11 protein-coding genes are annotated in these 15,343 nt (G+C 63.0%); 6 read left to right on the forward strand and 5 right to left on the reverse strand.

Annotated elements, in window-relative coordinates; all coding sequences use genetic code 11:
- Positions 1 to 52 precede the first annotated feature (52 nt).
- Positions 53 to 6,439: an apolipoprotein A-IV repeat region-like domain-containing protein gene (locus NKI63_RS11585; RefSeq protein WP_352821573.1), complete on the reverse strand. Its 6,387-nt coding sequence runs from the start codon at positions 6,437 to 6,439 to the stop codon at positions 53 to 55.
- A 282-nt stretch (positions 6,440 to 6,721) separates the two neighbouring features.
- Between NKI63_RS11585 and NKI63_RS11590 the strand changes: the two genes are divergently transcribed.
- From NKI63_RS11590 to NKI63_RS11600, 3 genes are all read left to right on the forward strand, one after another.
- Entirely contained in the window at positions 6,722 to 7,090 is a 369-nt protein-coding gene (locus NKI63_RS11590) for an Hpt domain-containing protein (protein ID WP_254817406.1), read from the forward strand.
- A gap of 97 nt (positions 7,091 to 7,187) precedes the next feature.
- A complete protein-coding gene (locus NKI63_RS11595) occupies positions 7,188 to 7,508 on the forward strand; it encodes a 2Fe-2S iron-sulfur cluster-binding protein (RefSeq protein ID WP_254817397.1) in 321 nt (106 codons plus the stop codon).
- A gap of 82 nt (positions 7,509 to 7,590) precedes the next feature.
- The gene (locus NKI63_RS11600; RefSeq protein ID WP_254817396.1) at positions 7,591 to 8,619 is read left to right on the forward strand and encodes an NAD(P)/FAD-dependent oxidoreductase; all 1,029 of its coding nucleotides are present in this window, start codon (positions 7,591 to 7,593) and stop codon (positions 8,617 to 8,619) included.
- Positions 8,620 to 8,646: 27 nt separating this feature from the next.
- On the opposite strand, the gene NKI63_RS11605 is transcribed toward NKI63_RS11600, so the two are convergent.
- On the reverse strand, positions 8,647 to 10,128 hold the full coding sequence (locus NKI63_RS11605) for an MDR family MFS transporter (RefSeq protein ID WP_254817395.1): 1,482 nt from the start codon (positions 10,126 to 10,128) through the stop codon (positions 8,647 to 8,649).
- A gap of 225 nt (positions 10,129 to 10,353) precedes the next feature.
- On the reverse strand, positions 10,354 to 10,971 hold the full coding sequence (locus tag NKI63_RS11610) for a DUF922 domain-containing Zn-dependent protease (RefSeq protein WP_254817394.1): 618 nt from the start codon (positions 10,969 to 10,971) through the stop codon (positions 10,354 to 10,356).
- A 96-nt stretch (positions 10,972 to 11,067) separates the two neighbouring features.
- Here NKI63_RS11610 and folP point away from each other — a divergent pair, with 96 nt between their 5' ends.
- From folP to folK, 3 genes are read left to right on the forward strand one after another with little or no spacing between them, the layout of a single operon-like run.
- Positions 11,068 to 11,913 carry a dihydropteroate synthase gene (gene folP, locus NKI63_RS11615; RefSeq protein ID WP_352752755.1) on the forward strand — a complete coding sequence of 282 codons (846 nt, stop codon included), beginning with the start codon at positions 11,068 to 11,070 and terminating at the stop codon, positions 11,911 to 11,913.
- 3 nt (positions 11,914 to 11,916) lie between these two features.
- Positions 11,917 to 12,276: a dihydroneopterin aldolase gene (folB, locus tag NKI63_RS11620; RefSeq protein ID WP_023674838.1), complete on the forward strand. Its 360-nt coding sequence runs from the start codon at positions 11,917 to 11,919 to the stop codon at positions 12,274 to 12,276.
- Positions 12,260 to 12,772, forward strand: a complete 513-nt coding sequence (folK, locus tag NKI63_RS11625; RefSeq protein ID WP_352507859.1) for a 2-amino-4-hydroxy-6-hydroxymethyldihydropteridine diphosphokinase — start codon at positions 12,260 to 12,262, stop codon at positions 12,770 to 12,772. The genes folB and folK overlap by 17 nt, the downstream gene beginning before the upstream one ends.
- 24 nt (positions 12,773 to 12,796) lie before the next feature.
- On the opposite strand, the gene NKI63_RS11630 is transcribed toward folK, so the two are convergent.
- On the reverse strand, positions 12,797 to 13,348 hold the full coding sequence (locus tag NKI63_RS11630; RefSeq protein WP_502896223.1) for a DUF924 family protein: 552 nt from the start codon (positions 13,346 to 13,348) through the stop codon (positions 12,797 to 12,799).
- 17 nt (positions 13,349 to 13,365) lie between these two features.
- Positions 13,366 to 15,201 (reverse strand): monovalent cation:proton antiporter-2 (CPA2) family protein, encoded by a 1,836-nt coding sequence (locus tag NKI63_RS11635; protein WP_352705532.1) that lies wholly within the window; start codon positions 15,199 to 15,201, stop codon positions 13,366 to 13,368.
- Positions 15,202 to 15,343: the final 142 nt, after the last annotated feature.

Raw genomic sequence — 15,343 nt, forward strand, 5'->3', positions numbered from 1 at the left:
GCATGAAAAAGGCGGGAAATCCCGCCTTTTCATTTATTCTCTATCGCCCGCTCTAGTGAAGGCGGCCGCTGGCGTGTGCCAGCATCGTGTAGACCTTGCCGGTATCCGAGGTCAGGTAGGTCTGTGCCATGATGTTGTCGCGGTCGTTGCGCGACACGTCCTCGAGCAGCTTTTCGAAATCGTCGCAGTAACGATCGACAGCAGCTCGGAACTCCGCCTCCGACTGATATTTGCGGCGGATCTCGTCGAACGTCTGCTGGCCCTTCAGCGTGTAAAGTCGGCGCGTGAAGACGTCGCGCTCGCCGCGCCGGTAGCGGTTCCAGAGCTCGATCGAGGCATCGTGATCGATGGCGCGCGCGATATCGACCGAGAGCGAGTTCAGCGATTCCACGACATGAAGCGGCGAACGAGCAGCGGGAGCAGGGCGCGGCGCTTCGGCGGGCACCGCCGGCTTGGCGTCGTCTTCGCGCGATGCACCGGTCAGGAGGTCGCGCACCCAGCCGCCTTGCGGCGTGCGGCCGTTGGGGTCGCGCTGGCGTGGCGCTTGGTCTGCGGGACGTTCGAGGTCGAGCGTGCCGCGCAGCGCCGCCTCGCCCGAAGGCGCCTGCGGGGGACGGCGCTGTTCTGGAGCCGGAGCCGGGCGACGTGGCGGCTCAGCGGCGCGTGCGGCAGGCGCTTGCGGCGCCGGACGCAGGTTGCGCTGTTCCGAACTGTCGGCGCTACGGCCAGATTTCGCAACGATTTCAGAAAGTTCCTTCAGCGCATTGATCTGCTCTGAAACGGCACGGCGGATAGCCGTGGTCGATTCCTTTGCCTCTTCCGGCATCTCGATGACGCCTTTCTTGAGCTCGGCGCGGGTGAGGTCGAGCTCGCTCTTGATCGAGCCGGCGGTACGCCGCATCTCCTCGGTCGCATCGGCAAAGCGCTTGGTGGCCGAATCGACCACTTCGGAAATCGCGGTACGGATCTTGTCGGCGGATTCCAGCGTCTTGCCTTCGGCGTTCTGCAGCGTTTGGCCGACCAGATTCTCGAACGAGCGCATGACCCTTTCGAGATCTTCCGATTTCTTGACAAGGCCGACGGCGAGGTCCTCCAGCGACGATTGCCTTTCGAGCGTGTGCTCGAGATTGCTCTGGGCCGAGCTCAACAGGTCCGAGGCACTGGAAAGCAACCGGCTGTGCTCGTCGAACTTGGTGGCGATGGAAGCAACCTCGCGCAAGGTCGAGGACGACAGCTCGGTGAGCCGCGTCGTGTTCGAATCGACCAGGCGCGCCGAACTGGCGAAGGTCTGCGCGGTCTTTTCCGTGGTCGCTGCGAAGCTTTGCGTGCTCCCGGTCAGGCGTTCTTCAACCTGGCCGAGATTGCCCGCCGCCTGCTCGATCAATTGACCGAGCTGCGAGCTGGAGGTGGTCATGCGGCCGATGAGGTCGGCAACGCTGTCGGCAAGCGTCGAGCGCGCGCCTTCGACGGCCGACAGGGTTTCTGCCGTGCGGCTGGCGAGGGCGTCGACGAGGGCGGCGTTTTGAGTGCGCAGCTTCTCGGTCGCACGTTCTGTGACCTCTTCCATGCTCTTTTGCAGCTCGGAGCCGCCCTGGGCAAAGCGCTCGACCAGAGGCCGTGCCGTCTCGTCCAGGATTTTCGATATTTCGGCCGAACGTGCCGCAAGCATCGTATTGAGCTCGCGAGTATTGGCACCGATGGTCTTTGCAGCGTCATTGGTGCTCTGGCCGATATGCTGGCCGACCGCGGTGAAGGTTTCGGCGATCGTGTTGGCACGCGAGACCAACTGCGCCTCGGCGTTCGCGACCTGCTCGTTGAGCTTTTGGCCCATTGTCTCGGCGGAGTAGGCGAGGCGGTTCTCGACGCCGGCGACCTGCTCCTCGACGCGGGCCGCTGTGGCAGCCGCACTCGATGCCAGGCGTTCGTCGGCACCGGCAAGCACCTGCTCGATTTCACGGGCATGGACGGCGAGTTCCTGGCCAGTCTGTCTGGCGCGCTCGGCAACCCGCTGCTCGGTGCTGGTGAAGGCGCCGACAATGGTGTCGGCATGTTCGCCGATGGCAGTGCTGCTGTCGGCGATACGGGATACCAGGCGATGATCCGCCTCCTCGAAGATGCGGCCGATCTCGGACGCACGGGCCGAAAGTGCTTCGGAGCCTTCGGCAATGCGCGAAATAAGTTGCTGGTCGGCGGCATCGAAAATGCGACCCAGATCCGACGCGCGTGCCGCGAGCGCTTCGGCGGATTCGCCGATGCGCACGCCCAGCCGCTCGTCGGCCGTTTCGAAATTGCGCAGTATGTCGCCGGCACGTGCCGCCAGCGACTGGGCCGTTTCGATGGCGCGAGAGACCAGCCTGTGGTCCGCCGCGTCGAAGGTGCCGGCAATCTCACTTGCTCTGGCTGCCAGCTGATCGGCCGTTTCCTGGGCGCGCGCGAGCAAGGTGTTCGACGTGTCGTCGACGCGGGCAATCAGTGCGCTCGACGTATCCTCGGCGCGCGCGGCAAGGCGACGGTCCGCCTCTTCAAAGGTGCGGGCGATGTCCTCCGCCCTGGCGAGCAGGGCAGCGGAGGTCTGCTCGGCGCGCTCAGCGATCTTGCGGTCGGCATCGCTGAATGCCGAGCCCGCCTGCTCATGCAGCGCGCTGGTGACTTCCAGGACCTTCTCGCGCAGCGCCCCGGCGACGAAGACCGCGCTTTTTTCGAGCACACTGCGAACGTTGTCGACACCCGTCGACAGCGCCCGCTCCATGGTGCTGGCGCGCTCCTCGATGATGCCTGTCTGCCGGCTGAACGCCTGCTCGATCTTTTCTACGTCGGCAGCGATTGCATCGGAGATGTCGGTGCTCCTGGCGGCGATCTGGTCGATATGGCCCGACAGCGAACGGTCGACATCCTTGCGCGTTTCGGCGAGCCTGGAGAGATCGTCCTGCAATGCGCGGGTCAGCATGTCGCGGCCCTCGCTCAGCTTGCCGACATGACCGGCGACGATCTCGTCGACCTCGCTGCGGCTCATTGCAAGCCTCTCCAGGTCGGCTTCCAACGCGCGCCTGAGGATGTCGCGGCCTTCCGCCAGTTTCTCGACCTGGCCGGCAACCAGCCCATCGATGCTCGAACGGCTTTCGGCCAGCTTGGCGAGATCGTCCTCGAGCGCCTTCGACAGGGTCGAGCGGTCCTGGACGAGCTTCTCTGCGTGGGTTGCGACAAGGCTGTTGACGTTGCCGAGATCGGCTTCTAGCGCACGCGAAAACTGCGCGCGATTATCGGTCAATAGCTGCGACTGATCGGCGATGGCGCCCCTGATCGTGTTGAGATCGGCCTCCAAGGCGCGCTTGAGGATATCGCGGCCTTCGGCCAGTTTCTCGACCTGGCCGGAAACCAGTCCGTCGATGCTCGAGCGGCTTTCGGCCAGCTTGGCAAGATCGTCTTCCAAGGCGCGCTTGAGGATGTCGCGACCCTCGGCCAGCTTCTCGACCTGGCCGGCGACCAGCCCGTCGATGCTCGAACGGCTCTCTGCCAGCCTGGCAAGATCGTCCTCGAGCGCTTTCGAGAGGGCCGAACGCTCTTCGGTAAGCTTGTTCATATGTTCGGAGACGACGCCCCGCACGGTCTCGAGATCGGTCTCCAGTGCCCGCGACAGCTGACCACGGTCTTCCGCCAGCTTTTCGGACTGGCTGGCGATGACGCCCTTGACAGTGCTCAGATCGGCTTCGAGCGCACGCTTGAGGATGTCGCGGCCCTCTGCCAGCTTTTCGACCTGGCCGGCAACCATCACATCGATGCTCGAGCGGCTTTCGGCCAACTTGGCGAGATCGTCTTCGAGCGCCTTCGAAAGGGTCGAACGGTCTTCGGCAAGCTTGTTCATGTGATCGGAGACAACGCCCCGCACAGCCTCCAGGTCGCTCTCCAGCGCCCGTGACAACTGGCCACGGTCTTCCGCCAGCTTTTCAGACTGGCTGGCGATGACGCCCTTGATCGCGTTCAGGTCCGATTCAAGCGCGCGCTTGAGGATGTCGCGGCCTTCCGCCAGCTTCTCGACCTGGCCGGCAACCAGCCCATCGATGCTCGACCGGCTTTCGGCCAGCTTGGCAAGATCGTCCTCAAGCGTCTTCGAAAGCAGGCTGCGGTCATCGGTGAGCCTGCCAGAATGATCAGCGATCAGACTCCTGATGTCGGACAGGTCGTTATCGAGTGACTGGGAAAGGCCGCTGCGGTCTTGCGCCAATTTCGCCGAATGCGCCTCGATGAGACCATTGATGCCGGCGATGTCGGCTTCCAGCGCACTGGCGAGTATGGCGCGACCCTCGGCGATCTTTTCGACCTGACCGGCGACGAGGCCGTCGATGGCGGCGCGACTCTCTGCCAACTTGCCGAGGTCGGCCTCGAGCGCGCGCGAAAGGATGCTGCGGCCTTCGGCGAGCTTGCCGACGTGCCCGGCAACCATTTCATCAATTATCGTACGAGCTTGCACGAGTTTTCCGGAGTCTTCGTTCAGGGCCTGGGCCAGCCTGTTGCGACCCTCTTCAAGGCTTTCGAGATGGCTGCCCAGTGAAGCGTCGATCGCTGCGCGCGATTCGTTGACCTTGCGCAGATCCTCCTCAAGGGCGCGCGAGATAAGGCTGCGGCCTTCGGCAAGCTTCTGCACCTGGTTGGCCACCGCTGCGTCGATTTCGGCGCGACCCTCGGCGAACTTCGCCAAATCGGCCTGCATTGCCGCCGCCATCCGGTCGCGGCTTTCGGAAAGCTTGCGGCTATGGTTTTCGACGGCTTCCTCTATGCCGGCGCGAGCATCGGCAAGCCGCTCGACGTCCGTGTCGAACGAACGCGATACGACATGGCGTGCCGCTTCCATGCGCCCGGCGAAATCGCCGGCGCGGGCTTCAAGCATGGTCGAGGTCGATGAAATGATGTCGGCCATGTCGGCACCGATCTGGGTCTTGCCCTGATCGATCATTGCCGACAGCGTCTCCTTGCTATCCTGGAAGGTGTGGGCGATTTCGCGCGCGCGCTCGACCAGCGTCTCGTTGATCTGGCGTGCGCGAGCCTCCAGCGCGGCGTTGAGCTTCTGCGTGCCGGTGTCGAGCGCCTCGGCGCGGGTCTGGAATTCGCTGATCAGCGCCTGGCCACGTTCGGCAAGCGTCCGCTCGATGCCGTTGAGGCTGGCTTCGAATTCCGAATTGAGTGTGCGGGCGGCGCCGCCGAGCAGCGACACCATGCCGCTCGTGCGGTCGTCGAGCAGGTCGGTCAGCGACCGCGTCAGGCCATCGGTGGTGTCCGTCAGCTTGGCGATGCGGGTGTCGAGCAGGCTGGCGAAGGCCTCGCCCGACGTCGACAGCCGATCGGTGATCGATTCGAGCCGGCCTTCCACCGAATCGAAGATCGACATCGAGCTTCCGTTGATCCTGTCGATCAGCGTGTCGCCGGATTCGTTGATCGTCATCGACAGCTTGGTCGAGGCGTTGAGAATGCTGTCGCGAATGATATCGCTGGCGGCGTTGATCTCGTCTTTCAGTGTCTCGTGGGCGCCGGTGATCGAGGCGCGCACGCGCTCGGCATGGGTGACGACCGCTTCGCGCTCGCTGCCCAGTCCATCGACCAGCGAGCGGATGCGGGACTCGTTCTCTGAATAGGAGCGCTCGATCTGGTTCACCTCGCTGTGAACCAGCGTTTCGAGCTCGACGGCACGCGCAAGCGTGCGTTCGATGCCTTCGCCCATGGCTGCCACCTCGCGGCGAACCGCTTGGCCGATCATCATGACGCGATCCTGGGCAAGATTTTCCGGCTCGGCCAGACGGAAGGCCACCTCGGTCATCGACTGCGCGGCAAGACGCATCTCCTGAGCGCGGCGAATCATCACCGCGAATGCCCAGAACAGGATGACGGGCACGATTGCCGCGACCGCCAGGCCGATCAGCTCGGGACGGGCGAAAAACTGATCGAAGGTGCGGATGTTCCAGATGCCAGGTCCGAACAACAGGTTCGCAAGGCCGCCAGCACCGGCGATCCAGGCAAGCGACACGAAAGCCACGACCCAATAGATCGTGTTCGAAGCGCGCCGATTGAGGGTGTGCAGGAGCGTCTTATAGTCTTTTTGACGATCGTCGTTGGCCGGCGAGAAAGCTGCCGGCTGCGAGCCATTGCGCGTTGTGACAGGACGCAACTCAGCCGGCTTGGCCTTTGGCGCGGAATTTGCGTTCTGGCTTTGATTGGCGGCTGGTGCCGCGCTCTGGGTCTGGTCCGGGGCAGGCGGTTCGTTCTGGCTGCGACCTTCGCGCGCCAGCTCGTCGGCGGCTTGCGATATTTGCGCTTCCAGATCTTCCATGGATGCCGCCATGTCGAAGTCGCCGCCGGCATCGCCGCTCAGGTCGATATCGAGTGCCTTTTCGAGTTCCCTGGCTACGTCGCTGTCGAGCGTTCTTGTCGTCGTTGGTTTCTTCGCCATGCCTTCGCTACCCTGTACAAGCTGCCGCGGGACTTATGGTTCTGCTATTGATTCTGCCTAGCGTGTCCCGCGCAGGAGGCTGAAAATGGACCTGTCGTATCGTAATGACACAGCCGGGTAAAGAAAACATGCATTCCGCCCGATACGTAAAACTTTAAATATAAGGTTAACACAGCCGTGATTCCGGCGCCGTTATCGCGACATTTTTCCGGGCCAATCATTAACCCGTTGTCCACCGGATACGCCTAGTTTTTGCGGGTCGAAGAACGGAGTCTCAAAGTGATACGTGGCGAAAACGGCATTGCCTTCTCGATGCCCGGCGGCGATGTGTCGGGGACAGCCGGGGCGCGGCCGATCGACCTGGGGCATCTTGCGCGCCAGACGATGGGCGATCGGAGCCTCGAGCAGGAGGTGCTGGCTCTGTTCGTGCAGCAGGCGCTGTCGGTGCGCGACAAGATCGTCGATGCGGATGTCGGGCAGCGGCTGCTATTGGCACACGGGCTCAAAGGCTCGGCGCGCGGGGTCGGCGCCTTCGCCATCGCCGATTGCGCCAGTGCGATCGAATGCCGGCCCGAAGACGCCGGCACGCTGAAGCGGCTTGGCTCGCTGATCGAAGAAGTGCGCGACTTCGTCGCCGCCATCAGCCGATAGCACTTATTCCCGAAATGCCACACAGCGGCGCTTTGGCGCCGCAGTTGACTTGTCCGGCAGAGTGATTATGTCGGCTCAGACTCCCTTCAGGTGACAAATGACCAAGCTGACCTTCATCGCCCATGACGGCACGCGTTTTGACGTGGATGCCGAAAACGGCTCGACCGTCATGGAAAATGCGATCCGCAATGCGGTGCCGGGAATAGAAGCGGAATGCGGCGGCGCCTGCGCCTGCGCGACCTGCCATGTTTATGTCGACGAAGCCTGGACGGCGGAGGTCGGCGAGCCGGAAGCCATGGAAGAGGACATGCTGGACTTCGCCTACGACGTCCAGCCGAATTCGCGGCTGTCATGCCAGATCAAGGTGCGCGACGCCCTCGACGGGCTGGTCGTGCGCGTGCCGGCCCGCCAGGGCTGAAGCCGATTTTTGCCGCTGCCGCTTGGCAGCGGACCAATGGTCATGCAGTGTCGCGCCGTTTTCCCATAAAGGCGCATGCTTCATGACCGCTATCATCAAGACAGACGTACTCATTGTCGGGGCAGGGCCTGTCGGCCTGTTTGCGGTATTCGAGCTCGGCCTCTTCGACATGAAGTGCCATCTGATCGACATACTCGACCGGCCCGGGGGGCAGTGCGCCGAACTCTACCCGGAAAAGCCGATTTACGACATTCCGGGCTGGCCCTCGATCTCGGCGCAAGGTCTGGTCGACAAGCTGCTTGAGCAGATCGCGCCGTTCAAGCCCGAGTTCACCTATAACCGCATGGTTTCGGGCCTGGAAAGACTGGAGGACGGCAGCTTCCGCGTCACTACCGACGAAAACGAGGTGTTCGAAGCCAAAATCGTCGTGATCGCCGCTGGCGGCGGCTCTTTCCAGCCGAAGCGGCCGCCGATCCCGGGCATCGAACCCTATGAAGGCAAGAGCGTGTTCTACTCGGTGCGCCGGATGGAGGACTTTCGCGGCCATGACCTCGTCATCGTCGGCGGCGGCGATTCGGCGCTCGACTGGACGCTGAATCTGCAGCCAGTGGCCAAGAGCGTGACACTGGTGCACCGGCGGCCCGAATTCCGTGCAGCGCCCGACAGCGTCAACAAGATGTATGCCATGCAGGAGATGAAGCAGCTGGAATTCCAGGTCGGACAAGTGACTGGCCTGACCGGCGCCGACGGCCAGCTCGCCTCCGCCATCATCAAGGGACCGGAGGGCGATATCGAAGTACCGTGTACGCGGATGCTGCCATTCTTCGGCCTGACGATGAAGCTCGGCCCAATCGCCGAATGGGGCCTCAATCTCCACGAGAACCTGATCCCGGTCGACACCGAAAAATTCCAGACGTCGGTACCCGGCATCTTCGCCGTCGGCGACATCAACTGGTATCCCGGCAAGTTGAAGCTGATCCTGTCAGGCTTCCATGAGGTCGCTTTGATGGCGCAAGCAGCCAAGCGCATCGTCAGCCCCGGCGAGCGCATTGTGTTCCAGTATACGACCTCGTCGACCAGCTTGCAGAAGAAGCTCGGCGTGGTCGACTGACCCTCGCTGTATTTTTGTCGGGCCGGTCTACTCCGCCAACGCTGGGGCCACAGCCTCGGCATGGCCGCGAAGCGTTTTTTCCGGCATCAGCCAGAGCGTGATGAACGACAACAGCAAGGTTGCTGCCGCGGCAAGAAAGATCATCACGAACGGCATGGCCGAGGCAACATGGCCGGCCGGCTGCGTGCCTTCGCTGGCCAGCGGCAGGCCGTAGCCAAGGGCGACGGCACCAAGCATGGCGACGCCAAGCGCGCTGCCCAGCGAGCGGAGGAAGGTGAGAACGCCGGTCGCCACGCCAAGGTGCATACGATCGACGGCGTTCTGGACCGAGACAGTGGCAACCGGAAAGGTCGTGCCTGTGCCCAGGCCTACGCAGGTCGTCAACACCTCGACGAGCAACAGTGAGGCATGCCCGGCGACCAGGCTGAGCACGCCGAGGCACAGGATCGAGAAAACCGTTCCGATCATGGCAATGCGTTTATAGTGGAAAAAGCGCGGGATCATTCGCGCGCTGAAGGTCGCACCGGCCACCGTGCCGAGCATCAGCCCAAGCAACGCGGTGCCCGATTCGCTGACCGACAGGCCGACGACCGATTGCAGGTAGACCGGCAGATAGACCGACAAGCCGACATTGGCGGCCTGCAGCAGGAACATCGACAGCGTCCCGGCGAGAACGATCGGATTGCCGAGCACTTCGAGCGAGATCAGCGGTTCGGCCGCACGCAGCAGCCTCAGCGCGAACGCGCTCCAGAACACCGCTGAGCCGGCGAGCAGTCCAAGGATTTCAGGCGACAGCCAGGGATACTCGCTGCCGCCCCAGTTCAAGGCAAGCAGCAGCAGCGAGGTGGCCGCGACCAGAAGCAGCGCGCCGAGGCCGTCGATGCGGTGATGTTTTGCGGCGATCGGCAGCTTCTTGAGCGGGTTGTTGATGATCGCCATCGCCAGCAGGCCGAGCGGAATGTTGATCCAGAAGATCAGCGACCAATGCAGATGTTCGGCGAAGGTGCCGCCGAGCAGCGGCCCGGCGATGCTGGCGACGGCCCAGGTGCCCGAGATCCAGGCGGCGTAGCGAGCCCGCTCACGCGGCGGCACGAGGTCGCCGATCACGGTCTGCGTCAGGGCGAACAGCCCGCCGCCGCCTGCGCCCTGGATCGCCCGGCCGACAACCAGGACCAGCATGTTGGGGGCGGTGGCGCTGACCAGCGAGCCGGCGAGAAAGATCAGGATTGCAGCATAGACGGTCGGCCGGCGACCATAAATGTCGGAGATCTTGCCGTAGAGCGGCGCCACGGCGGTCGCGGTCAGAAGATAGCCGGTCACGATCCACGGCAGATACTCGGCATGCCCGAGCAGACGTGCCATCGTCGGCATCGCCGGCGCGACGATGGTCTGGTCGAGCGCTGCCAGCAGCATCGACAAGAGCACGCCGCCGATGATGGCGTTTTTCTCGGTTTCGGTCAGCGGCGTGCTGGTTTCCACCATCGCTTGCTTGTCGATAGCCTGGTCCATATCCATTCATCCCATTACGCTTGGGTGCACGTCCGCGAGGCGCTGGAGTGCGTCGAGTGTACAGATTGGCCGTGTTCTCGTGCCTTTGAGATGAGCCCTGCGAACTCGATATATGTCGTTCGCTATAGGCCGATTTCGACAGCGGCTCGAAAGTTTTTCGAAGCTGGCACCATGTTTCGGCAAAATTGGCTTTGGTCCAAATTGGCTTTTCCGACGACGCGAAGTTCAGCCGGGAGCGAGTCGGCCGTTCTCAATGCGCTCGATGCGGTAATTCAAGAGCCGCAGGATGCGGCTTTGGAAATTGACGCTTTCCACACGATCGAAGCGCATCTGCTCCTGGTCGTGCTTGGCGAGCATGGCCGCCGTTATTTTTGCGGCCTTGGCCTTGGCCAGTTCGCAGGTCTTTTCCGGGTAGCTCGCCTTCAAGGCGTCTTCGAGTTCGCGGCCATGGTTCTTGGCAATCTCGACGTGGCGTTCCTCATGGCGCTTGATGTCGGCGGACAACGTATCCCAGAACAGCCTGACGCCTGCATCGGCTTTCCGCGGGCGGCGCCACTGCGGAAGGATCACCTTGACCTTGACGGTGACGACAGCGTCGGCAATCCAGCACGAGCCCGGCTTTTGCGCATAGCTGACGCGGGTGGTGAACGCCATCTGGGTAGCGCCTGGATGCCGCGACCCGGTGCTTTTCACCCGAGGCCCGAGTTTCGACAGCTGGGTCTCGATGTCGTCGAGCGTCCTGCCGCCGATCGGGAAATAACTATATGTCTTGACGAGAGTTGCAGCGCTGGCCGGGAATGCGGTCAGGGCGAGCATCAGGGCGCAAAGGAAGGATCGTTTCATTGTGTTGCCTCTTTGCCCACCTTGCTTTACCGCCGTCTCCGGCGCAACGGAATTGATCCCCGGCCACGCCGCGGGATCGGGCATGGTTGATGGGCAATGATGACAGGGCGATGGCAGTTAGCCCACGGACGCCATCTCGACATTGGTGGCAAGGCCGTGGTCGTCGGCATCCTCAACATCACGCCGGACAGTTTTTCCGACGGCGGCCTGTTCGATGCGCCTGAAAGAGCAGTTGACCAGGCGCGCCGCATGGTCGGGGAGGGGGCCTCCGTCATCGACATCGGCGGAGAATCGACACGTCCCGGGGCGTCTGCGATCTCCGCAAAGGAAGAGCAGGCTCGCATATTGCCGGTCATCGAGGCGCTCGCGACGTCTGGCGGAACGCTGATCTCGGTCGATACCTATCGCGAGGAAACGGCCCGGCTCGCCGTTCAAGCCGGCGCACATATCGTCAATGATGTCTGGGGCCTGCAGCGCGAACCGGGCATTGCCCGCGTCGCGGCCGAAACCGGCGCCGGGCTTGTCATCATGCACACGGGACGGGATCGACAGAAACTACCCGACGTGATTGCCGATCAGCTCTTCTTCCTCAGGAAGTCGCTGGAAATTGCGCGACGGAGCGGTGTTGCCGACGACCATATCGTGCTCGACCCGGGCTTCGGCTTCGCCAAGGAGACGGCCGCTGAAAATCTTGACCTGATGGCACGGTTTTCCGAGCTTCGTGCGCTGGGTTTTCCACTGATGGCCGGCACATCGCGAAAGCGCTTTATCGGCACCGTCACCGGCCGCGATGCAGCCGCAAGGGGCGCCGGAACCGCGGCCACCAGCGTCATCCTGAGGCTCAGAGGCGCGCATCTCTTTCGCGTCCACGATGTCGCAATCAACGTGGATGCGTTGGCCATTGCCGATGCTATGCTGGCGCGTGAGATCGGGGAAAGCTGAGCCATGTATGTCATCCGCATGAAAAACTGCGCTTTCTTCGCTCGGCACGGTGTGCTGGACGAAGAAGAGACGCTCGGCCAGCGCTTTTATGTCGATGCGGCACTCACGGTGGATCCCGGGCGGGCGCTGGTCGAGGATTCCATCGAGGACACCGTCAATTACGGCATCGCTTTTGCGGTCATCGAGAAGATCATTACAGGCGAGCGGCGCTTTCTGATCGAAGCGCTGGCGCTCGAAGTGGCGAGGGCGCTGACGGCGCGGTTTCCGCAGATAAAAAAGGCCGAGATCACCGTGCGCAAGCCGAATGCCCCGGTGCCGGGTGTGCTCGATCATGTCGAGGTGACCGTTGTCTGGCCAGAATAATACCGTCTATCTCAGTCTCGGCGGCAATCTCGGTGATCCGGCGAGGTCGATGGCTGCGGCACTGGGCATTCTGGATGCCGACGAGAGCACGCGCGTCGTTGCCGTTTCGTCGCTCTACCGCACGCCGCCTTGGGGCAAGCTCGATCAGCCGGATTTCCTCAATGCGGCGGCCGAAATCTGGACCGCGCTCGCACCGCGAGAGTTGCTGGACCTCTGCCTTGATGCCGAGCGAAAACTGAAGCGGGTGCGCGAGGAGCGCTGGGGGCCGCGCCTGATCGATATCGACATTCTGGTGTTCGGCGACCGCGTTATCCACGAGACCGGGCTGGAGGTGCCGCATCCGCGCATGCTGGAGCGCGCCTTCGTGCTGGCACCGCTGGCAGAAATTGCGCCGGAGCTCGTGGTCGACAGCAAGAGCGTGTCGGAGCGGCTGGCCGCAGTCGACACATCGGGCATTGAACGGCTGCCGTCAGGCCGGGATTGGTGGAAGGCCTGACGCTGCCGCCATCGGAGCCCGAAATCAGCCGGAAAACCCACCTCCGTCGAGGAACATTTGTTCGTCCGGTGTCGTCTCGCGGCCAAGCATCCTGTTTCGGTGCGGAAAACGGCCGAAGCGCTGGATGATGTCGCGATGCTCGCTCGCATATTTCAGGTAGGATGGCGCCTTGGCGGCTGTAAGCTCCACCGATTTGAGCTGATCGGCGAGGTCCTCCGAATGCTCATAGGGCAGATAGAGAAAAACGCGGAGCTCTTCGTCGAGCGCCAGGTCATGGCCGTCAGCGATCGCCTTCCCGGCGAAATGCCGCGCCAGCGGGTCCGTGGCGTACATGTGGCCGGTGCCGCGAAAGCAGTTTCGCGGAAACTGGTCGAGGAGGATCATCAGTGCCAGCGACCCTTCGGCGTGTTCAGACCAGCCGTCGCATTCGCGGCCGGCGGCGGCGAAGTGCAGATCGAAAAACCGGGTGCGGAAGTCGGCATCAAAGGCGTCGTTCTTCTCGAACCATGCCTCCTCCCCGGCGTCGCGCCAGAATCTGGTGACGGAGAGAGCGCGCTCGTCCAGTTCGTTCATCATTCGCGTCATTCCAAGGTTTAATCGGCCGGTTCGGATTTCTGCAGCACGCCGGCGGTCTCTTCGTTGAGCGCCTGGCCCGCGCGTCGTGGCGTGCTGAGCGGCGTCGGAATGGGGGTGCCGATATTGCCTTTGAGAAAGCGTCGCCCGGCGCGGATGCCTTCGGCCAGCTGAAGTTCGAAACGGGCAACGTCGCGGCGACGGACATCCTCGATGACCTCGGCGACCTCTTCCGGGTCGACGCCAAGGGCTTCCAGTGTCGAGCCGCCGAAGACAAGCGCCGATTCGAAGGTCTCGCGGAGCTGATAGTCGACGCCGGCACGAATGAGCTGCAACGCCGTACCGCGGTCGAAAGCCCGTGCCAGCACCGTCAGCAAGGGAAATTCCGCCTTGATCAGTTCGGCGATGCGCACGGCGGCATCGGGCTTGTCGACGCAGATCAGCACTGCGCGTGCCCGCCCGGCTCCCGCGGCACGCAGGATGTCCAGCCGCGTGCCGTCGCCATAATAGACCTTGAAGCCGAAATCGGCTGCCGCCTGGATCATTTCGACCTCATTGTCGATGATCGATACGTCGATGCCGCGCAACAAAAGCGGCTGGCTGGCGATCTGGCCGAACCGGCCAAAGCCGATGATCAGCACGCTGCCGGTCAGGCCGTTGGCGACATCAACGCCTTCAAGCGACTGCTCGTCGCGCGGCGTCAGATACCGCAGGGCTACGATTGCCAACGGCGTCAGCACCATGGAAATGATGACGATAGCGGTCAGCATCGCATTGGCCTGGCTATCGATGATCCCGACTGCCGCTGCTGCGGAATAGAGGACGAAGGCGAATTCGCCGCCTTGCGCCATGAAGACCGCGCGCTCGAGCGCTTCCCGGTGGCCGGTTTTGAGGACGCGGGCAACGATATAGATGCCGATCGCCTTCATCATCATGTAGGCGACGACATAGATGGCAATGAGCTGCCAGTTGACGACGACCACATGCAGGTCAAGTGACATGCCGACGGCGAGGAAGAACAGCCCGAGCAGAATGCCGCGGAACGGTTCGATGTCGGCCTCCAGCTGGTGGCGGAAGGTCGATTCCGACAAGAGTACGCCGGCCAGGAAGGCGCCCATCGCCATCGACAAGCCGGAAAGCTGCATGGCGAGCGCCGATCCGAGAACGACCAGAAGGGCGGCTGCGGTCATCACCTCGCGGGCGCGCGCATCCGCCAGGATACGGAAGAACGGATTGAGCAGATAGCGTCCTGCAAGCACCAGCCCGACGATCGCGGCAAGGCCGATACCGACCTCCGTCAACCGATCCGACAGGCTCATATCGGCACCGCCCGGCGCGAGGAAGGCGATCAGCGCCAGCAGCGGCACGATGGCCAGGTCTTCCAAAAGCAGGACCGAAACGATGCGCTGGCCCTTGGGCGTGGCCAGCTCGCCGCGTTCTTCCAGCAATTGCATGACGATGGCCGTCGAGGTGAGCACGAAACCGGCGCCGGCGACGAAGGATTGCGCGATAGGAAAACCTCCCGCCAGCCCGACGCCGGTCAGCAGGACCGCGCAGACGCCGACCTGCAGCGCGCCAAGCCCGAAAATCTCGCGGCGCAGGCCCCACAGCCGTGACGGCTGCATCTCCAGTCCGATGATGAACAGGAACATGACGACGCCGAGTTCGGCGACATGAAGAATGGCTTCCGATTCGGAAAAGATGCGCAGCCCAAACGGGCCGATCACGACGCCGGCCGTCAAATAGCCGAGGATGGAGCCAAGTCCCATGCGCCTGAAGATCGGCACCGCAACGACGCCGGCGGCAAGCAGCGCCACCACCTGGATCAGATCGCTGTTCGATGCCTCTGCCGCCATGCCTGCCGTTCCGCTCTCTTGCAACAAGCGGCCAAGATAGGGGCTTCGGAGCGGATCGAACAGTGCGAATCCGGTGCGTCGTGGAAGCGATATTGCAGGCGCACTGCACAGGATAATGGGCCTCCGGGCGTTGCTTGTTCCA

The sequence above is a fragment of the Mesorhizobium sp. M0410 genome (assembly GCF_040321435.1).
In the GTDB taxonomy this organism is placed as follows: domain Bacteria; phylum Pseudomonadota; class Alphaproteobacteria; order Rhizobiales; family Rhizobiaceae; genus Mesorhizobium.